At 37.6% G+C, this 21,580-nt stretch carries 17 protein-coding genes; 2 read left to right on the top strand and 15 right to left on the bottom strand.

The annotated features are described in order from the left end of the window. Positions 1-30: 30 nt before the first annotated feature. The 6 genes from M2M59_RS07130 to M2M59_RS07105 form a co-directional block, all read right to left on the bottom strand. Positions 31-1,308: a dihydrolipoamide acetyltransferase family protein gene (locus tag M2M59_RS07130; RefSeq protein ID WP_147193599.1), complete on the bottom strand. Its 1,278-nt coding sequence runs from the start codon at positions 1,306-1,308 to the stop codon at positions 31-33. Positions 1,309-1,325: 17 nt separating this feature from the next. Beyond that, entirely contained in the window at positions 1,326-2,309 is a 984-nt protein-coding gene (locus M2M59_RS07125; RefSeq protein ID WP_249775857.1) for an alpha-ketoacid dehydrogenase subunit beta, read from the bottom strand. Between the two features lie 3 nt (positions 2,310-2,312). Continuing rightward, positions 2,313-3,317 carry a thiamine pyrophosphate-dependent dehydrogenase E1 component subunit alpha gene (locus M2M59_RS07120; protein WP_147193600.1) on the bottom strand — a complete coding sequence of 335 codons (1,005 nt, stop codon included), beginning with the start codon at positions 3,315-3,317 and terminating at the stop codon, positions 2,313-2,315. Between the two features lie 12 nt (positions 3,318-3,329). Next, positions 3,330-4,757 (bottom strand): dihydrolipoyl dehydrogenase, encoded by a 1,428-nt coding sequence (gene lpdA, locus M2M59_RS07115; protein ID WP_249775856.1) that lies wholly within the window; start codon positions 4,755-4,757, stop codon positions 3,330-3,332. A gap of 140 nt (positions 4,758-4,897) precedes the next feature. Then, positions 4,898-5,995: a Leu/Phe/Val dehydrogenase gene (locus tag M2M59_RS07110; protein WP_147193602.1), complete on the bottom strand. Its 1,098-nt coding sequence runs from the start codon at positions 5,993-5,995 to the stop codon at positions 4,898-4,900. 171 nt (positions 5,996-6,166) lie between these two features. Beyond that, the gene (locus tag M2M59_RS07105) at positions 6,167-8,215 is read right to left on the bottom strand and encodes a sigma 54-interacting transcriptional regulator (RefSeq protein WP_249775855.1); all 2,049 of its coding nucleotides are present in this window, start codon (positions 8,213-8,215) and stop codon (positions 6,167-6,169) included. Positions 8,216-8,348: 133 nt separating this feature from the next. Here M2M59_RS07105 and M2M59_RS07100 point away from each other — a divergent pair, with 133 nt between their 5' ends. Then, positions 8,349-8,588 carry a DUF2627 domain-containing protein gene (locus tag M2M59_RS07100; protein WP_249775854.1) on the top strand — a complete coding sequence of 80 codons (240 nt, stop codon included), beginning with the start codon at positions 8,349-8,351 and terminating at the stop codon, positions 8,586-8,588. Positions 8,589-8,666: 78 nt separating this feature from the next. On the opposite strand, the gene M2M59_RS07095 is transcribed toward M2M59_RS07100, so the two are convergent. From M2M59_RS07095 to M2M59_RS07085, 3 genes are all read right to left on the bottom strand, one after another. Beyond that, entirely contained in the window at positions 8,667-9,389 is a 723-nt protein-coding gene (locus M2M59_RS07095) for a glycerophosphodiester phosphodiesterase (RefSeq protein WP_249775853.1), read from the bottom strand. Then, positions 9,382-10,953, bottom strand: a complete 1,572-nt coding sequence (locus tag M2M59_RS07090; RefSeq protein ID WP_249775852.1) for a flagellar assembly protein A — start codon at positions 10,951-10,953, stop codon at positions 9,382-9,384. Before M2M59_RS07090 ends, M2M59_RS07095 begins: the two co-directional genes overlap by 8 nt. Before the next feature lie 131 nt (positions 10,954-11,084). Next, entirely contained in the window at positions 11,085-11,375 is a 291-nt protein-coding gene (locus M2M59_RS07085; protein ID WP_249775851.1) for a hypothetical protein, read from the bottom strand. Between the two features lie 845 nt (positions 11,376-12,220). Here M2M59_RS07085 and M2M59_RS07080 point away from each other — a divergent pair. Continuing rightward, positions 12,221-13,399 (top strand): FtsW/RodA/SpoVE family cell cycle protein, encoded by a 1,179-nt coding sequence (locus M2M59_RS07080; protein WP_249775850.1) that lies wholly within the window; start codon positions 12,221-12,223, stop codon positions 13,397-13,399. Between the two features lie 889 nt (positions 13,400-14,288). On the opposite strand, the gene spo0A is transcribed toward M2M59_RS07080, so the two are convergent. The 6 genes from spo0A to dxs all read right to left on the bottom strand — a co-directional run bounded on the left by spo0A (position 14,289) and on the right by dxs (position 21,445). After that, positions 14,289-15,080 (bottom strand): sporulation transcription factor Spo0A, encoded by a 792-nt coding sequence (gene spo0A, locus M2M59_RS07075; RefSeq protein ID WP_066786694.1) that lies wholly within the window; start codon positions 15,078-15,080, stop codon positions 14,289-14,291. A gap of 288 nt (positions 15,081-15,368) precedes the next feature. Beyond that, complete coding sequence (locus M2M59_RS07070) at positions 15,369-16,328, bottom strand: SpoIVB peptidase S55 domain-containing protein (RefSeq protein WP_249775849.1); 960 nt, start codon at positions 16,326-16,328, stop codon at positions 15,369-15,371. Between the two features lie 120 nt (positions 16,329-16,448). Then, entirely contained in the window at positions 16,449-18,149 is a 1,701-nt protein-coding gene (gene recN, locus M2M59_RS07065) for a DNA repair protein RecN (RefSeq protein ID WP_249775848.1), read from the bottom strand. 20 nt (positions 18,150-18,169) lie between these two features. Then, positions 18,170-18,619: a transcriptional regulator AhrC/ArgR gene (ahrC, locus tag M2M59_RS07060; protein ID WP_066786684.1), complete on the bottom strand. Its 450-nt coding sequence runs from the start codon at positions 18,617-18,619 to the stop codon at positions 18,170-18,172. Between the two features lie 97 nt (positions 18,620-18,716). Then, complete coding sequence (locus tag M2M59_RS07055) at positions 18,717-19,538, bottom strand: TlyA family RNA methyltransferase (protein WP_249775847.1); 822 nt, start codon at positions 19,536-19,538, stop codon at positions 18,717-18,719. After that, positions 19,535-21,445 carry a 1-deoxy-D-xylulose-5-phosphate synthase gene (dxs, locus tag M2M59_RS07050; RefSeq protein ID WP_147193610.1) on the bottom strand — a complete coding sequence of 637 codons (1,911 nt, stop codon included), beginning with the start codon at positions 21,443-21,445 and terminating at the stop codon, positions 19,535-19,537. Before dxs ends, M2M59_RS07055 begins: the two co-directional genes overlap by 4 nt. Between the last annotated feature and the right edge of the window lie 135 nt (positions 21,446-21,580).

Raw genomic sequence — 21,580 nt, 5'->3', positions numbered from 1 at the left:
GGCTCTCAATATCATTCTCCAGTATCTATCTTAATAAATGGACATTGTATCTTTTGAATAGCCCTCAAGCAATTCTTTGACACGTGAAAGGAATTTGCCACTCACTAAACCATCAAGAATACGATGGTCAATCGATAAGCATAAATTAACCATATCTCGTGCTGCAAACATGCCGCCTTCCATAATCACCGGACGTTTCACAATGGATTCAATTTGTAGAATCGCCGCTTGAGGATGATTAATGATGCCCATTGATTGGACAGAGCCGAATGCTCCGGTATTATTAACGGTGAAAGTACCGCCCTTCATATCATCTGATTTCAGCTTGCCAGCACGCACTTTCGATGCTAACTCATGAATTTCCTTGGCAATGCCTTTAACTGATTTGTCATCTGCATTTTTGATAACAGGCACAAATAGGGCATCCTCAGTTGCGACAGCGATGGATAGATTGATATCCTTCTTCTGGATAATTTTATCGCCTTGCCACTGTGAATTCATCATAGGGAATTCTTTTAAAGCTTGTGAAACTGCTTTTACAAAGAAAGCAAAGTATGTGATGTTATATCCTTCACGTTTTTTAAAGTCACCTTTAATTGAATCACGGTAATTCACCAAATTAGTGACATCAGCTTCCATCATTAGCCACGCATGCGGAATTTCCTGTGTACTATTCACCATATTTTTAGCTATGGCACGACGGACGCCTGAAACAGGAATTTCAATATCGCCTGTAGCAGTTGGCTCATACGTTTTTTCTTCTTTAACAGGTGCTGGTTCAGCCTGAATTGTAGGCTGCTCTGGAGTAGCAACTGGTTTTGCTTCTACTTCTGGATTTGGTTTAGTAGCTGGCATTTGTCCGGAATCAATAATCTTTTGAATATCTTTTCTTGTAATCCGCCCAGAAGTTCCACTGCCTTCAACCATATTCAAGTCGATGCCATGCTCTGATGCCATACGAACGACTGCAGGAGAATACCTTTTTTTCATACTTTGATCGCTTGCTGATTCTTCATTCTTTGTTTCTGCAGGAGCGGAAGCCTCTGTTTTTACTTCTGCAGCTCCGCCCTCAATTTCAACCTTACAAACAACTTCGCCCACCGCAATGGTGTCACCTTCGTTTGCGATTAATTCAATGATTTTGCCCGCAAAGGATGATGGGAGTTCAGCTGTTACTTTATCTGTCTGCACTTCCGCTAATGTATCGTACTTTTTCACTTCGTCGCCTGGTTTAACTAACCATTTTTCGATTGTGCCTTCCGTTACACTTTCTCCTAGTTGTGGCATTGTAATTTGTTCAATTGCCATTTTAAAACCCCCTTTGCTTAAAATGCAGCTAATTCACGCATTGCTACTTCTACTTTATCTGGATTAATCATAAAGAATTTTTCCATTGTTGGCGCGTAAGGCATAGCCGGTACATCAGGACCCGCTAAGCGTTTGATTGGCGCATCCAAATCGAATAGCGCATGTTCCGCAATAATCGCAGAGACTTCGCTCATGACGCTACCTTCTTTATTATCTTCTGTTACAAGCAATACCTTACCCGTTTTCTTTGCAGCTTCAATAATAGCCTCTTTGTCTAATGGGTAGATCGTACGTAAATCCAATAAATGGACAGAGATGCCGTCTTTTTCCAAACGTTCAGCTGCTTGCAATGCAAAATGTACCCCAAGGCCATACGTAATGACAGTCAAATCTTCGCCTTCTCGTTTCACATCAGCTTTGCCGATTTCAATTGTATAGTCCTCTTCTGGCACTTCGCCTTTAATCAGACGGTACGCTCTTTTGTGTTCAAAGAAAAGGACAGGATCGTCATCGCGAATCGCTGCTTTTAACAATCCTTTCGCATCATATGGAGTTGATGGAATGACGATTTTTAAACCGGGTTGATTAGCAAATACTGCTTCTACTGATTGTGAATGGTAAAGCGCGCCATGGACTCCTCCACCAAATGGAGCACGAATAACCATTGGACAATTCCAGTCATTATTTGAGCGGTAACGGATTCTAGACGCTTCCGAAATAATTTGATTGACTGCAGGCATGATAAAATCCGCAAATTGCATTTCGGCAATAGGTCTTAAACCATACATCGCTGCACCAATACCAACTCCGACAATTGCTGATTCGGCAAGAGGTGCGTCAATCACACGTTCTTCACCGAACTCATCGTAAAGGCCTTGCGTTGCTTTAAACACGCCGCCCTTTAAACCGACATCTTCTCCAAGAATAAAGACAAGATCGTCTCTTTCCATTTCTTCTTTCATCGCTAATGTAATGGCATCAATATATGATAAATTCGCCATCTGCTACACCTCCTCATGGTTTCCGTAGACGTATTGCAATGCATGTTCCGGCTCCGCATATGGAGCGTTTTCCGCATAATCTGTCGCTTCGTCAACCTCAGCCATGATTTCTTCTTGCATCTTTTCTTCTATTTCTGAAGTTAGAACGCCTAAATCTTTTAAATATGCTGCAAAGCGAACAATCGGATCATTCGCACGGCCTTCTGCCAAATCTTCTTCTGTTCTGTATTGACGATGGTCATCATCAGATGAGTGTGCAGTTAAACGATAGCAGATCGTCTCAATTAAGCTTGGTCCCTCACCGTTTCTTGCACGATCTGCTGCTTCTTTCATCACTTTATACACTTCAAGTGGATCGTTGCCATCTACTGTTACGCCAGGCATACCGTAGCCAATCGCACGATCTGAGACATTTTCACACGCAACTTGCTTGCTAAGCGGCACTGAAATAGCATAGCGGTTATTTTCTACCATAATAATAACAGGAAGCTTGTGAACACCAGCAAAGTTAGCCCCTTCATGGAAATCACCTTGGTTTGAAGATCCTTCTCCAAGACTAACAAATGTGACAAAATCTTCTTTTTGCATTTTCCCCGCAAGTGCCACACCTACCGCATGTGGAACTTGTGTCGTTACAGGTGAAGAACCTGTAATAATGCGGTTTTTCTTTTGGCCAAAGTGACCAGGCATTTGGCGGCCGCCAGAGTTAGGATCTTCCGCTTTCGCAAATGCAGAAAGCATTAACTCTTTTGCTGTCATGCCGAAATGTAGCACAACGCCCATATCCCGGTAATACGGTGCGACATAATCTTTTTCATTATTTAAAGCAAATGCTGCGCCGATTTGAGCTGCCTCTTGTCCTTGGCAAGATATAACGAATGGGATTTTACCTGCACGGTTTAATAGCCACATTCTTTCATCGATACGTCGGGCAAGCAGCATTGTTCTATACATATCAAGTACTACTTCATCAGATAAACCTAAAGCAGTATGTTTATTTTCAGTCATTATGATCTCTCCTTAGAAATGAATTGCCATTCCATCAACAGCAAGGGCCGCTTCACCAATTGCCTCAGATAAGGATGGATGCGGATGAATATGCGCAGAAATTTCAAAAGGTGTTGCATCAACTAACATTGCAAGGCTTGCTTCGGCAATCAATTCCGTTGCATGCGCGCCCATAATATGCACACCGACTAGATCGTTTGTCTTTTTGTCTGCAATCATTTTAACGAAGCCTTCAGTCTCACCAAAAACAAGCGCTTTGCCAATTGCTGCAAATGGGAATTTACCCACTTTTACATCAATTCCAAGTTCTTTCGCTTGTTTCTCTGTATAGCCGATACTTGAAATTTCCGGGCTTCCATATATACAGCGTGCAATTTTATGGGCTTCCATCGGCCATGTTTCTTTACGAGCAATATGGTCTACAGCATGAATACCTTCGTGTGAAGCAACATGAGCTAATTGTAAGCCGCCGATTACATCACCAATAGCATATATATGTGATTCCTTCGTTTGGTAATGCTCATTGACTTGGATGAAACCTCGTTCTACTTGGATATCTGTATTTTCAAGGCCGATGTTTTCAATGTTTGCTTGTCTTCCGACAGACAATAGAAGTTTTTCAGCTGCAAAGATTTGTGTTTTGCCATCTACTTCAGCTGAAATCTCAAAACCCTCGCCTGTTTCTTTATACGTATCAGGTAGCGTTTTTGCATTTGTAACTATCTGAATGCCACGTTTTTTCAGTGATGTTGCCATTGCTTTTTGGATGTCATGATCTTCTGTTGGCAATATCGAATCTGAATATTCAACAACCGTAACTTCCACTCCAAAATCATGTAACATAGATGCCCATTCAATCCCTATAACTCCGCCACCAACGATGACAATTGATTGAGGTAAGGTTTCAAGTGACATTAAATCATCTGATGTTACAATATTTTTACCATCAGGTGTTAGTCCCGGAAGCGTCCGTGGTCTAGAACCTGTGGCGATAATTACGTTTTGTGGGATTAACATTGCATTTTCTCGACCGTCTTTAAATTCGACAGAGATTGTGCCAGGCATTGGCGAAAAAATCGAAGGGCCTAATATTCTGCCATAGCCTTCGTATACATCAATTTTTCCTTTTTTCATCAATGCTTGGATTCCTGCATGAAGTTTATCTATGATACTATTTTTTCTTTTTTGAGCCTGCTCAAAATTGAATGTGACTTCTTTTACATCTACACCAAAATTCTCTGCATGCTCTTTTGTTGTCCGGTATACTTCTGCGCTTCGTAGCAAAGCTTTACTTGGTATACAACCTTTATGTAAACAAGTTCCCCCTAGTTTCCCTTGTTCCACAATGGCAGTCGATAGACCCAATTGCGCGGCGCGAATCGCGGCAACATAACCTCCAGTGCCTCCACCTACTATGACAAGGTCATAATTCTTAGCCATAAGAACACACTCCCTATTTTATACTAATATCTTTTAATATTAAAAGAATTGAATAGCTACCGTTTTTCACGGCAGCTATTCAATTTTATTACCTGGTACTAAATTATATCATAAAATGCTAGATTGTCATCTCTTGATTCTTATCCGCGTTGTGATAAGATATTTTTTTCGTTTTTCAAGAATGTGCCTCTTGATTTAGCCATTCTTTCAATTCTATCCTCTGCCATACGATTTGCAGCTAAGTATGTTGGAATATTATCACGTTCTGAAATTTCAACAATTTTTGTAATGCTATCATAAATACCTTCAACTTTTTTCATAGCGCGATCATAATTGTAACCGTATAATTCATCAGCTACATTGATAACACCACCTGAGTTGATTACGTAGTCTGGAGCATAGATAATGCCTTTTTCGTGAATGATCTCACCATGTTTTGAGTCTTTCAATTGGTTGTTTGCAGATCCTGCAATTACTTTTGCTTTTAATTGCGGGATTGTCTCATCATTGATGATTGCTCCTAATGCACATGGAGCAAAGATATCCACGTCTTGTGCATAAATTTCTTCAGGGCTAACAGCAACTGCACCAAATTCATCAACTACACGTTTGACAGCGTTTTCATTAATATCGGTTACGATAAGTTTTGCGCCTTCTTCGTGAAGATGCTTGCATAGTGAATAAGCAACATTTCCAAGACCTTGAACAGAAATGCGTTTTCCTTCTAAGCTATCTGTTCCAAATGCCGCTTTAGCTGCTGCTTTCATACCTACATAAACACCGTATGCTGTTACAGGAGAAGGGTTGCCTGATGAACCGAATGCAGGTGAAATTCCTGTCACATAATTTGTTTCTTCATGGATTAAGTCCATATCAGCAACTGTTGTACCCACATCTTCTGCAGTAATGTAGCGTCCGTTTAAGCCTTGGATGAAACGGCCTAATGCGCGGAACATTTCTTCATTTTTGTCTTTAAATGGATCTCCCATGATTACAGTTTTACCACCACCAAGGTTAAGCCCAGCTGCTGCATTTTTATATGTCATGCCGCGCGCTAAACGAAGTGCATCTTCAATAGCTGCTTCTTCAGATTCATATGTCCACATGCGAGTACCACCAAGCGCAGGTCCTAGTGTAGTGTCGTGAATAGCGATAATCGCTTTCAACCCTGAAGTTTTATCTTGGCAAATAACCACTTGTTCATAATCATATTTTCCCATATATTTGAAAATTTCCATCTTAATAATTCCTCCTTCGAAGTTATAAAAAATCTGGTTGTATCCAGTCAATAATATATAATGCAAGAAGCGTGCCAAAACTTTTTGCCTTATAAAATAAAAGTTTAAACAATTTCGACGTTTTTTTCAATGCATAGCCATGCAGATATGTGCAGTTATTTGCACGCCATTTTATGCAAGTTCATATTTTTCTAATTTATAATACAAGCTTCTAATCGAAATTTGCAACGCTTTAGCAGTCTGTGTTTTATTATATCTATTGTCCTTGAGAGCGGTTTCAATAATTCTTTTTTCATATTGGGCCATTGCTTCATCCAATGTTCCGTTATATATTTCTTCTTCTACTTTGCCCTCTACAGTTGAGGTTTTTTGCGCCGAAATTTGCACATAATTCTCCTGTAATTCTGTTTCAGCAGCAGGCATAAAGATCATCGCTCGCCCAATCACATTCTCTAATTCTCTTACATTACCAGGCCATTGATAGTTTCTTAACTTTTGAATTACTCCTCTAGTCACCTTTGTTACATTTCGACCATACTCACGGTTGAGTTTTTGAAGCAGACGATCTACAAGCTGTGGGATATCTTCAAGTCTGTTTCGAAGTGGTGGGATATAAATTGGCATGCGATTAAGCCTGTAGTAGAGATCCTCTCGAAACGTATGGTCATGAAGCGCTTTTTCCATATTGACATTTGTGGCTGCAATGATACGGACATCTATAGGAATGGGTTTTGTAGCGCCCACTCTAACAATCTCGTGTTCTTGTAAAACACGTAAAAGTTTGGCCTGGGTGCTAAGCGACAGCTCGCCAATTTCATCTAAAAAGATACTACCTCCGTTCGCCTCTTCAAAAAGCCCACGCTTGCCGCCTTTTTTAGCTCCAGTAAAGGCACCTTCTTCATAGCCAAACAATTCGCTTTCCAATAAATTTTCAGCAATTGCCGCACAATTGACTCTAATAAACTTCTCATAGTGGCGATTACTTTCACTATGTATTGCATGGGCAAATAATTCTTTCCCTGTACCTGATTCGCCCCTTAGAAAGACCGTCACCGGCGTTTTTGCAGCGAGCTTAGCTTGTTCAATCGCAAGCTTCATTTCTTCTGAATCGCCGATTATATCATCGAAAACATACTTTGATTCTAGTGTTCGTATAATTGTTTTCGCTTGGCTCAATTCCTTAGATAAGTTGCGCATCTCTGTTACATCATGGATGACCCCTACGCTGCCTTTAAGCTCATCTTCAACTAGAATTGGCGCCACATTGACGATAACTTCTCTTTTGGAAGGTCCTAAGCGCAAATTAACTCCTCGTATCGGCTTTTTGGTTTCAAGCACTTTTAAATGCATACTCTCACCTTCTGAAATATCGGTAGTTGCAGGCTTACCGATAATCTCTTCAGGTGACAAGCCTGTAATCCTTGTATAAGCCGGATTGACTACAATACCTCTTCCCTTCTCATCCACTACAGAGATCGCGTCGTCGCTCGATTGTATAATAGCTTCTAGCATCTTTTTTACTTCTTTCAGATCAGTAATCTCTTCCGCTAAGGCAACAACTTCAGAAATATCTTTAAATATTGCAAGTACACCAATTTGTTCTGACTTTTCATCTACCATTGGAATTTTGGAAAGCACGACCTTTTTTCCGGATGGAAGAATTAATTCTTGATTTGTCTCTGCTTGACCTGTTTCAATCACCTGCTCAAGTTCAAGAGCATTCATAACGTCTTTATAATGCTTGCCAACTGCTTTTTCTATTGGTGTATTAGTAAGTCGCATAGCACTTTGATTATAAAAAATAATTTCTCCTTTTTGATTAACGCTCATCATGCCTTCATCTATAGAGTTAAAGATAATTTGCTGTCTTCTAGAAAATGCTTGGATTTTTTGAATATAATAATCTTTCTCCTGCAAAAGTTTGATAATAATCTCAATCACGCTACCCGGTATCACAGTCGTATTATGTGGTAATTCCTCGAGCAATTCGTCATAGACCTTCGGATTACCAGTTACATCAATCGCCATATCGATAGAAGCATTCTTAAAATCACGCCAGTCATTTGCTGTAGCAATTCCTGACTTTTTAGCTTCTTTTATGCCTTTAGCATTATCATTCTTATCGATAACAGCCACTGTTTGCCAGTCTGACGAATGTGCGAGTAATTGCAGAATGGCTGTACCTCCTTTTCCTGCACCTACAATCATAATCCTATGCATTCTTATTCACTCCTTCCAAATATGTATGAAAATTCTTTCATATGGTTAGCTATCATCTTATCGGAAGTTTCCTATCTTGACAATGTGCAGCATACAAGTAAAAATGGATTATATTAGAGGAGTTGAACCAAAAATGGGGCGTTTTATTGCTTTTGTCATTCTAGCCATACCCGCTATTATGGCAGCAGCGGGCATCAAATTAATGCGAGATACATTTTTCGCCAAGTTATTCGATCCGATTCCATATCTTTGGCTACAATTTGTAATAGGGATTGTATTGTTTTTAATCGGCTTTGGATTTTTTGCCGGCTTTTTATTAAACCGTGATCGCAGAAATGGACGAGTTGTGCAAAAATATACAAAGAAAAAATAACATTGTGCAAAAAGCACCGACAAGAACGTAGTGTTCTCTTCGGTGCTTTTTGTATAATTATCTGAGCTTTACATTGATTTATTTAGTCTCCTGCATTTTCCGTACTTTCTCTGGATAGTCAGTAATCCATCCGATAACCGCATCATGCGGTTCTTTCAGAAATTGTTCATCACCTGTAATGTTATAAAAGCGGCATTTTCTTCCTTGAGCAGTAAGTGCATCAAGATACCTCTTTTTATAATAACGCGATTTATTCGCATGAATTACATCTACGTATGGCAATTTGTCTAACTCTGCCCAGTTCAATTTCTTTGTTGCAATTAAGGCGGTCTCTATTCTTGGCGCTATTTCTTTTGCCTTTTCTAGCAATTCAGGATGAAAAGATGAAATATGTAAATTTGGTATTTCACTACATTTCGCCACAGTCTCTCTTAGAGCGCTTTCATCTTGAAGCAGTGACTCTTTTAATTCCACATTAAGTGGTACAGAATGGACTTTGTGCCAACCTAGAAACTCATCAAACGTGCTAATTTTAGCTCCGCTAAACCTTCTAAAGAAAAATTTTCCAACATGTAATAGTTTAACCTGTTGGTAATACAAATTCGAAATCAGCTCATTTTTCCCTGTAAGACGCCTTAAATTATGATCATGAATCACAACTGGAATATGATCTTTCGTCGCTTGAATATCTAATTCTATACCATCTGCCCCTGATTCTAACGCTAATTCAAAAGCATCTAGCGTATTTTCAATACCTCGAGCAGAAGCGCCTCTATGCGCAAAAACGAGCGGTCTAGACATTTAAAACACCACTTTCCAATTTAAATTCTCCTTTCGTCATTTGTTGAATAGTTGATCTTTCAGAACCTATTTGAAGAGTTGTCTCTGGATATGCAGCTTTGGTAATGGAAATTTTTTCATCACCACTACTCTTCAGTAGATGCAAAATCTCATCTATTTCATATTCAAGTATCTCAATTTGAGACTCCTTTTCTTTTATATTACTAGCAATCTTATCGTACGTTTGGCGCTGAGCTGGCATCATTTTATTCAAGAACTTTTGCAATTGAGCTAGCTTTCCTCTTAAATCTTTCAGTTCATGCTCCAGATTCTCTATTTCATCACTTTTTTCTTTAATCTTTTTTAAGCTATCTTTGCTATCCGGGAGTGAAATAATCAGTTCTGTTTTACGACCAAGCTGATTGCCAACCCATGCTGCATGAATCGAATTTTTTGCGCAAATACTTCCACCTATAAGTTTACCCTTATTTTCATCGACTCTGATATTTTGTGCCTTCATATCTGTACTGATGGCATATGTACTTATAAAAATGGTTTCTTTCGCAGCTAAATAGCAGTCATTGGTATACTGTACATAAATATTTTGACCCGCCATCACTTTCGTAATTTTGTTACCATATATACCTCCACAAACATAGACATCTCCGTGAGTAGATTGTATAAGTTCAGCTCCAGTTACACCTTCTTTGCTCTCAATCAGTATGTCACCTGTCGCCTTGACTGTAAATCCAGGTAGAATAGTTCCTCGAATAGTAATCGAGCCTGTGAACTCCAGATTGCCCGTTTCGACTCCCACATCACTCGGTATTTGAAGGTGCTTTTGAACAGATAATGGAGGATAAGGATGCTCGATGACTCCATCGAAAGATGCGTGGATGGTCACTATACCACTCGACTCTTTTTCATAAATAGATTTTTCATCATAAACCAACGTAAAATCTTTACCATCCATTGCCTCTATTCGTTGGCCTAAAACACTTTTCCCCGGAATTCCTTTCTTCGCAGGAATTTTTTCTCCTAGCCATTCATCTTTTTTCACTTCCTGAATAAAGTTGATATCATAATGGTTTGCACGGCCATTATCAAGGATTTGGGGTTTCTTTTTTGGAAAGCTTTTATATGTAATCTTCGCATCTTCACCCTTTTGGGGAGGTTGGCCTTTTGCTATGACTGTTGGTTTGCCTAATAGAACAGTTTCAAGCGAAAGGGTTATATAACCATATTGGACACCCGCATTTTCTGCTGCTTCTTTAATTTGTTTATTCATAATTAACTCATCCTGAAATAGAGATGCAGGATGATCATTAATATACATAGTAGCTGCCATACCGTCACGTGCTATAACGATTTCAATGGGCGGCAGCCAATAGCCAATTTCTTGTTCTTCTTTTGAACAACTTAAAAAGACACTCCGCAATGCTTGAAAACCATTTAATTTAATTCTTTTGAATTTTTTTAATACAGGCTCAAACTCTTTTAAAGAATAACCTTCTTTTTTAACTAATACATAGACAATCGCTTCTTTTTCCATAAGCATAATCCAATCATTTTCAAAAAGAACCAACTTAAAAACCTCCCATCATTCTTTAATTATAGCACTTATTTCCTAATGTACAAAAATCTCCATTTACTGTTCTATTGATAAGATAGTAAATGAAGATTAGATTATATATTCTTAGTACTTATAATTCCTTTTTAATTACCCTTATAACTGGCCCCATACTTTTCTAAGTGTGAAAACTCCCCTTTTTTAAACAATGTATTATAGCTGTACAAAATTTTATAATCAGCAGGACTGTTAACTATTCTTTTATAGTATTTGTTAGGTAATTTTAGTTTGTATTGGTTTAATTTTATATAATAGGTATTGTCTACTTTAGAAATATCTTTTTTCTCAACTGTATATCTACCGTCTGCTTTCTCTTCATAAAATAGCTCATTAACCCCCCATAAACAAAAAAGGATGAATAAAATAAAATGATCCATTTCATAAACTTCTCCATAGTAAGGCTCCCTTTTTTACTCATTATCCTTATAATATAAATTGAATTTAATTAAAGAATATGTTTACTAATTTTCAAATTACTTGGAAAGGATAAAAAGTATAACGAATATTTTCCTAGCTCTATGAAAAAATTCTTTTTTTGTAATACCATTTTGGCAATAATATTAATAATAATTGGTTCAATTATTCTCTAAGTGACAACCGTATATAAATTTAGGATTAAGAATTTTCCCCTTTTCCGTTAGCAACATTTATTTAATTATATACAGTTAATTGTTCAACTATTATATACGCAGAATTGTTATATAACTCAAGCGCACGTTCTTTTGTTGCTTTGGAAACTTCTTCTGTCTAGCTTTAATCCTTGTTTGTTATCCATATCATTAAATTGCTCACTATATAATTCCTCATAGCTCTTCGCCTATAGTGCAGGAAGCGCTTCTAAAGCTCCCCCCTTACTATACCGTTATATTGATTATGATTGTTTGTGACACCCTTTTACGTGGTAATTTCACGTCAACAAAATAGCGTAAATAGTTCTAGCTAATGGAACTAAGACGCCTTGAATTTGGTAAGAACGTTCATACCAGTTGCTTTGATTAGCTGGAATTAGCGTAAATGACTAAGCCATTCTTACACATCCCTAGGCTCCATTTTCGAATTTCTTCTATGCCATGTCGTCGTGCTTTCGTTATTTAATCTTATAAAATACTTCAAGAAATTGTTTCCAGACTAATTTTTCTATGTTTTTACAAATAAGGTACTAATGATATAATTAGGGATATTATTATTGTGAAAAGTAAAAGAGATTTTGAGGAGTTTTTAGATGATCAGAAGCAGAAAATATAATTTAGATTATTTAATAATTATATATATTATTTTATTATGCATAATAAGTTGTGTTTTTATCTATTCAAGTAGTTTGAAAAGTGGACAATATATTGGAGCAATGAACTTTGTTTACAAACAAATCTTTTATTATATTTTAGGGTTTGGTGTAATGATTCTAGTATCTAAATTAGATTTAGTACAACTAAGGACTTTTGCTCTCTTAATATATATCGTTATTACTTTTGCATTAATTGGATTAATTTTTGCACCAGAGAGTATAGCTAGACCTATAAATGATGCTAAAGCATGGTATCAGATTCCTTTTCTAGGTAGTTTCCAGCCTTCAGAGTTTTTAAAGTTTGCATTTTTAATTTTAACAAGCTGGATAACTATTACACATAATAAAAAGTATAGCGTTCATAAATTAAAAACTGATTTTATATTACTTGGCAAAATAGCATTACTAACTCTTCCCCCTATGTTTCTAGTATATATTCAGCCTGATACAGGAATGATTATGCTATATATTTCAATGTTATTACCGATGCTGTTCTTCTCTGGAATACAAAAGAAGATTTTGTTTTTCCTCTTAAGTATTCCCACAACTATAGTGGGCTTTATAATAATTTGTTACTTCTTTTTCAACAGATTTTATGAAGAAAAAGTTTTGGGAAGTCTATCTCCTCACCAAGTTTCTCGTATAAACGGCTGGCTTGATCCCTTTAGTTATGGCGACTCTGCTTACCAAACACAGAAAGGTATTCTAGCAATTGGTTCAGGACAAATCACAGGAAAAGGTTTTATGCAAAATAACGTATATATCCCAGAAAAACACACAGACTTTATTTTTTCAAATATTGCAGAGGAAACCGGTTTTATAGGTGCATCTATTGTATTGATTATATTGTTTTTAATGATATTTAGATTTGTACTCATTTCATTAAATGCAAATACTCAATTCACTATTCTTATGACATCAGGAATCGTAAGTCTTTTTACATTTCAGGTGTTTCAAAATGTCGGTATGACAATGGGGTTATTGCCTGTAACAGGAGTAACATTACCTTTCTTAAGCTATGGTGGGAGTTCATTATTATCAAATATGCTGTTAGTAGGGATAATTATATCTATAAAAAACTCTTATATAGATTTAATGTTTAAGATGGAGGATTAAAGATAAATGAATCGAAAACAAACTAGGTTTCGAATATATTTACTTTCTTACTTATGTATAGCTTCAATTTTATTTATTTATGTCATATACCTATTTATATTTCCAATTATCATCTTAAAATAAGTTGATTTCTATCAAGCATACATAACTCATATTAGACAATTCAATGAGAATATATAGAGAGTTAAGCTATTTCAATATTCTTATCTTACGGCTTCTGCAAGCGGCCAGTATAACCACTTCTAATCGTTAAGCCCAGTCACTTCTAGACGAAATAGGAAGTGCTTTTATTGAATCCTAAACAATTGGTTACATTAGAAAAGACCAAACTAAGCAGTTTTATTCAACATCCAGTTTTCGGACTATTTAGTCGCAAAATATTTTCTATTCTTTTTAAGTGGATTAATCCAAAAATAAGGACTTGCGTTGTACGCCTGTCCTTTTTTATACTAACAATTTTTTCTAGAGTTGAAATGTATTCTATATTTCTAAGCCACTTCCTTATCAGCATCTAAAATCCACTATTCCTTCGTTTTTCAGCGCGATGAAGGATTATTCCACAAGTATTCTTCCACCTACAGTTACAGCTAAATCATTTATTTAAGCTCCACATTCGAAATAAACCTTTTCTTCTAATTTACGGGCAAACCATCTTAGCATCTATTCATTCGATTTCCACTATCTTACTGACATAACTTTCTCGAAATAATTGAAATATCAATCTATATCAATTCAAAATCCTTTTTTAACCAACAAAAAGCGCCTCCTCTTACGATCGAATAAATCGTAAAAGCAGGCCTTATAACTAGCGCTAGTTTATCGTTATATATAATAAGTTTATCGGGTATAATTCCGTGAAGCCTTCGGAAAAAACCATGCTACCATTGCTTTAAACAGCCACCATTTCAATACGAATCTTATCAGCGATCATAGCGATAAATTCTGAATTGGTTGGCTTAGATTTTAAGTGATGGACTGTATAACCAAACATTTTGGAAATAGATTCGTAGTTTCCGCGGTTCCATGCAACTTCGATAGCATGGCGAATTGCACGCTCTACTCGTGATGGCGTCGTATCAAATTTCTTTGCAATATCTGGATAAAGAATTTTGGTAATGGAACCAAGTAAATCTACATCGAGATAGACCATTTGGATGGCTTCTCGTAAATATGCATAGCCTTTGATATGCGCTGGAACGCCTATTTCTTTGATTATTGCCGTTATGGTTGCATCTAATTGGCGCTGATCCATCTTTTGTGGTGTGGAGCTTTGCAGGACACTAACCCTTTTTTGTTTTTCCACTTTTTTACCGCCCACTTGCAGTATTTTAGACGCTAAACGATCATATTCAAAAGGCTTTAGCATAAAGTAAGATGCACCAAGCTCTGCTGCTTGTTTCATTACATCTTCTTGTCCAAATGCAGTCAACATAATTACTTGCATACTATTAAGCTGTGGGTTTTCATGGATCGTTTCCAATACAGCCAACCCGTCAAGGTGCGGCATAATTATATCTAATAACAGCACATCCGGCACTTGGCTTTCCAGCATTTTCAAACATTGTTTGCCATTTGTCGCTGTGCTGATTACATCAATTTCTGGTTGCTGTGACAGATACTCCTCCAGAGCTTTCACCAACTCACTATTATCATCCACAATTGCAACTTTTACTTTGTTCATACAGGACTCCTCCTTCATTTTTCCCAAGATTCAATCTGATTTTTGTTTCTTGCATAAATCTAGACATACGTTTGATACAAAATGGTAAATTCGACATCTTTACGGATAGCCCTTCAATTTTTTGAAAAATGAGTATGAAGGAATATGAATAATTTCAATTTCGACAATATTATGTAAATTAATTCGTGGTGTTTATTGACTATTATTGTAACAGATTTTTTGTAAAAAGAATACCAAATAAAAAGAAGAAAAAGCTGTCTCTTTCTTAGAGACAGCTAAAAATAAATATTATGCAGGTTGATTTTTAAGCATTTCAGTAATTGGCAACGCAGCGCCTTTTTCCGGGCTTTCAATATACATGTGAGTAACCGCCCCGGCAAAATGACCATTTTGAATAATTGGGCTTCCGCTCATCCCTTGCAAAATTCCACCTGTTTTTTCTTTTAAGACAGGATCCGTTACTTCTATTTGAAAACTTTTGTTGTTCACTTTTGTAATCGTGATATCGAAGGTTTCTACCTTTTTTCCTTGAATAGTTGTTAATATTTTGGCCGGGCCTTTTTTAATTTGAGATGGCTGCATAATTTCAATTGCTTTTGGCAATGATGGTTGTAAAGTGTTTTGCCATTTTCCAAAAATGCCATATGAACTATTTAGCTCAATATCTCCAATTTCGCCATTTCCATTCTCTACAGAAGAAATTTTGTAACCAGGTTCTCCTGGAATACTTTTCTTAATATGTTCTATTCGCGCATAAAAAATGGACCCATCATTAAAATTCGGCGGTTCCTGCAATATCTGGTCAATAATCTGATGGCCAAGCGCTCCATATTGTTTTGTTTCTGGATCTAAAAAAGTGAGTGTTCCAATCCCATCTGTCTCGTCGCGCAAAAAATTCATGACAGATGCCATTTCTTCTTTCCGCACTTTGACGGTTTGATCTTCCCCATCTCGTCCAACTGTCATCTTAATGGCATCTTTTGATGAATTTTCCAAGATTTGGTGGATGTTCTCAAGCTTCTTGATTTTAGTCTTATTCACTTTCTTGACGATATCTCCTCTTTTTAGCCAGCTTCCTTCTTGCAACAAGACATCATTTGAAACCGTCACATTTGCCAGCTGCAATTCCACACCGATTGAATCCCCCATTGGTATCACCTTCTTAGCGGCGCTTGCCATTGTCGACATGGATAACAGTATTCCCAGCAAAATGATCAAGCTCAAGAAAGAGCGCTTTGCATTTCTCATATGCCACCTCCTTTTTTAATTATCATGGCTATAATTGAGATAGTTATGAAAGGTAAATATTTGTGCACCTATTTGGCGTATAAAAAAACACCTCACATTTATGTAAGATGTTTTGCTATTTTATGCATGCATTGTTTTCTTTCTTTCATTTGCAATGTCGATCAATTCTTTAGCATGTTGGAAAGTCAGATCTGTTACTTCTGCGCCAGACATAATTCTGCTAATTTCACCAATCCGATCATCATCAAAAATCTCAGTCAAAGACGTAAATGTTCTGTGTGCATCTTCTTGCTTTTGGATATAATAATGATGATCAGCCATTGCGGCAACTTGAGGCAAATGAGAAATACATAAAACCTGTGAATGTATTGAAACCGCTGCAATTTTTTCAGCAATAGCTTGAGCAACTCGTCCGCTAACGCCAGTATCGACTTCATCAAATATAATGGAAGTAATACCATTAGATGAAGAAAAAATCGTTTTAAGCGCTAGCATGACACGTGAAAGTTCCCCGCCAGACGCGATTTTCGTCAATGGTTTAGGCGGTTCTCCTATATTTGTCGCAATATAAAAGACAACACGGTCAACTCCATATTGATCAAACTGACCAGGAGCCAATGTTTCAAAATGAACACTAAATTCGGCTTTTTCCATATACAATTCACGTAACTGCTGCATAATGGAAAAAGACAACTGTTCCCCTACAATTTTGCGAATACTTGTTAGTTTTTCGGCGGTTTTTTGCAATGTTTTTTGCAATGTCATTAATTGCTGTTCTTTTTTTTGGATATTTTCATCTCTGTTTAAGAGAGATGCCAATTCCTCGCCTATTTTTTCACGATACGTTAGAATTTCTTCTAAAGTATGCCCATATTTACGCTTCATTGATCCAATAAGAGCTAAACGTTGCTCTACTTCATTCAGCCTCTCTGGATCAAATTCAAGCTCATCCAGAATATTTTTCACTCCAAATGCAGCTTCTTGCAAATTGTAAAATGCGTTCGATACAGCTTCTGAATACTCATTAAAGCTTTCGTCAACAGTAGCCACATCCTCTAATGCGGACATAGCTTGACCAATCCAATCAAGCCCTTTTGATTCACCTAAAATGGTTTCGTGCGCTGTACTTGCGCCTTCAAATATTTTGTTGAAATTTAGCAGTCTTCTGCGTTCTTCCATTAATTCATCTTCTTCATTAGGCACAAATTTGCATGCATCAATTTCTTTGATTTGAAACTGAAAGAGATCAATTTTTTGTGCCACTTGTTGCTCATTAACTGAAATCGCAGCAAGCTCCTTTTTCAACAGGCGATATTCTTCGTATTGCGAAATATACAGCGTTTTTTGATCTGTGATTTGATCTCCTGCGAATTGATCAAGCAACGAAAGGTGATGCTTATCATCCATTAATTCTTGGCTTTCGTGCTGGCCGTGAATGTCGATTAATGTTGCACCTATTTCCCTAAGTAATGATAGTGGGACAAGTTTTCCGTTGACTCGGCAAACACTTTTCCCGTTATCATTTAAGTCTCGTCTAAGGATGACCGAGCCTTCTTCTATATCAATGCCAGCTTCCGCACATTTAGAATATGCTGTATGCATCGATGAAGATAGGGTAAAAAGTCCTTCTAATTCGGCTTTTTTCGCCCCATGGCGAATAAATTCTTGAGATCCTCGCCCTCCTGCAAGAAGTTGCACGGCATCGATAATAATAGACTTCCCTGCCCCAGTTTCTCCAGTCAAGACCGTTAATCCTTCTTGAAAGTCGACCGTCAGATCTTCAATAATAGCGAAATTTTTAATTGACAGTTCTTTTAACAAGTTTCACACCCCGTTTACAGCTATAACATTTCCAACAAGCGATCTTTAATAAGGTTTCTTTCTTCATCTGCTCTGCAAATAATAAGAATTGTATCATCGCCGCAAATAGTTCCAAGAATTCCTTCCCAATCTAACCGATCCAATAAAGAACCGATTGCATGTGCGTTTCCTGGCAATGTTTTCATCACAAGCATATTGCTTGTACCATCTATAGACACAAAGGCATCCGCTAAAGCTCTATGCAGTTTTTGGATCGGATTAAAGCGTTGGTCTGCCGGTAAACTATATTTATAACGCCCATCATGCAATGGCACTTTTATTAAATGAAGTTCTTTAATATCTCTTGAAATGGTAGCTTGTGTCACATGGTAGCCTGCTTCTTTCAGCATATCCACTAATTCATCTTGTGTTTCTATCTCATTATTTGCGATCATATCGCGTATGCGAATATGTCTTTGGCTTTTATTCAACTGTGATCACCTCGTGCATAATTATGCTTATCTTAAATAAGGTAACATTTTTCCTATTGTTATACAAGAAAAAACACGGCCGTGAGTCGTGGCCGCGTTATTTCAATTGTTGATGTGCTTCATTTACTAACTTGTTGAAATCAGTAAATGAATGGACTTCCTCACCATTCTGAGGATTGTATAGATGGAATAAAAATTCAATATTTCCCTCTCCACCTGTAATTGGAGAGTAGGATGCATCTTTTAATACGAAACCAGTATTTTCAGCAAAGTTAGCCACTTTTTCTAATACTTCAAGATGTGTCTTAGCCTCTCGGACAATTCCTTTTTTCCCAACTTTATCTTTCCCTGCTTCAAATTGCGGTTTTACAAGTGCAATTACATCGCCCGTTGGTAATAACAATGTTTTCAAAACAGGTAAAATTAATTCAAGAGAAATAAATGAAACGTCGATTGTTGCAAAGTCTGGTAAACCAGAATCGAAGTTAACTGGTGTGACATAACGGAAATTGGTTTTTTCCATCACCGTTACACGTTCATCTGATCGTATTTTCCAAGCGAGTTGGTTTGAGCCTACATCTAGTGCATAACAGTGTTTTGCACCATTTTGCAGCGCACAATCAGTAAAGCCGCCTGTAGAAGATCCGATGTCCAACATAAGCTTTCCTGAAACATCTACATCAAATATGTTTAAAGCCTTTTCTAATTTGAGACCACCGCGACTCACATACGGCAATTGTTGGCCTTTAATTTGAAGATCTGCATCAACTGGAATTTTTTCACCAGCTTTGTCTACACGCACTTCTTTAGAAAAAACTTGGCCTGCCATGATCAAGCGTTTGGCTTTTTCACGTGTTTCGCAGAGGCCCCGTTGTACAAGCAATACATCTACTCGTTCTTTCGGTATTTTCGTTGTCATTTTGTTTCTAAACCCGCTTGCTTCTTAGATTTTTTATCGATAAGATGAAGCACGCTTTCTACAGCGTCTTCTTCTGTCATATGCAAATCACGTAGCAATAAGTCTACATTCCCGTGTTCAACAAATACATCAGGAATGCCCATGCGGTCAACTAAATCCGTATCATAACCATGGTCGTTTGCAAACTCTAACACAGCACTCCCAAAACCACCTTCAAGCATGGCTTCTTCTATCGTAAGAATAGGCTTTTTGCTTTCAAATAAACGATGAAGCATATCTTCATCCATAGGCTTAATGAAACGAGCATTAATAATTTCCGTTTTGATACCTTTAGTAGCTAAGAGATCAGCTGCAGCTTTTGCCATTGGAATAGTGGTTCCGAACGTTAGAATTGCTGCATCAGTACCATCCTGTAATACTTCCCAAGTACCAATGTCAATCGGTTGCAATTCTTCATCTAACGGTACTCCTAAACCATTACCTCTTGGATAACGGAGTGCAATTGGACCTGCATCGTAATCAAGTGCCGTTTTTACCATATGCTGCCCTTCATTTTCATCTTTAGGCATCATAATCACCATGTTCGGCATGTGACGTAAAAAGGCAATATCGAAAACACCTTGGTGTGTTTCGCCATCTGCTCCCACCAAGCCTGCGCGGTCGATACCAATAAATACATTTAACTTTTGTCTGCAAATATCATGTAAAACTTGGTCATATGCACGTTGTAAGAATGTAGAGTAAATCGCAAGGAATGGTTTCGTTCCTTCTGCTGCCATCCCAGCTGCCATCGTAGTAGCATGTTGTTCTGCAATCCCTACATCAAAGAACCTATTTGGGAACTCTTTTGCAAATCCCTCTAATTTGGAACCCACTGGCATAGCAGGAGTGATGGTTACAACACGAGGATCCTTACGCGCAATGCGTGTGACTGTATCAGCAACCAATTTTGACCATGCTGGAGCTGTTGTTGAAGATTTAATAAAATCTCCTGTTTCAATTTTATATGGCCCAGTGCCATGCCAAGTACCAACAGTATCGTTTTCAGCAGGCGTATAGCCTTTTCCTTTTTTTGTTACAACGTGAATAAGGACAGGCCCTTGCGTTTTTTTAGCATTTTGTAACGTGTCTTCAAGGCTTTCAAAGCTATGACCATCAATTGGTCCGAGATAGGTAAAGCCTAATTCTTCAAAGAAAATGCCTGATACAAGCAAGTATTTCAAACTATCTTTCACACGCTCAGCTGTTGAAGCTAACTTACCGCCAACAGCAGGGATTTTCTTTAAAAGTCCCTCTAATTCATCTTTTGCTTTATTGTATTGACTCGCCGTGCGAAGGCGACCTAACACATTATGCAAAGCACCTACGTTAGGCGCAATAGACATCTCATTATCATTTAGGATCACAATCATATTTTTTTGTTCATGTCCGATATGGTTCAAAGCTTCTAACGCCATACCGCCTGTTAAAGCACCGTCACCAATAATAGGAACAATATAGTTATGTTCGCCTTTGACATCGCGGGCTGCTGCCATTCCCATTGCTGCTGAAAGGGATGTAGAACTGTGCCCTGTTTCCCACACATCATGTTCGCTTTCACTGCGTTTCGGGAAACCACACAATCCCTTATATTGTCTAAGTGAATCAAATTCACAAGCGCGTCCAGTCAAAATTTTGTGGACATACGCTTGATGGCCGACATCGAAAAGTAATTTATCTTCTGGGCTATTAAAAGCTCGATGCAAAGCTATCGTTAATTCAACAACCCCAAGATTTGGGCCAATATGACCTCCAGTATGAGCGCACTTTTCAATTAGAAACTTACGTATATCTTCACTAAGGTCCTGTAGTTGTTTTGTTGTACATTCTTTTAGAAAGGATGGACTAGATATCTGTGTTAAATCCATCGCCATCACACACCTTTTCATTATAGATTCATCGCACATTGTTGTTTTACACCATTATAACAGTGATAAAGTAAAACTTCACACATTGGGGGTCTTTTTTCTTCCCACATGAATTTAAGGATCATTTAATATGAC

Source organism: Rummeliibacillus sp. G93, from assembly GCF_023515935.1.
Classification (GTDB): domain Bacteria; phylum Bacillota; class Bacilli; order Bacillales_A; family Planococcaceae; genus Rummeliibacillus; species Rummeliibacillus stabekisii.
This window is presented reverse-complemented; position numbering and strand designations above follow the sequence as displayed.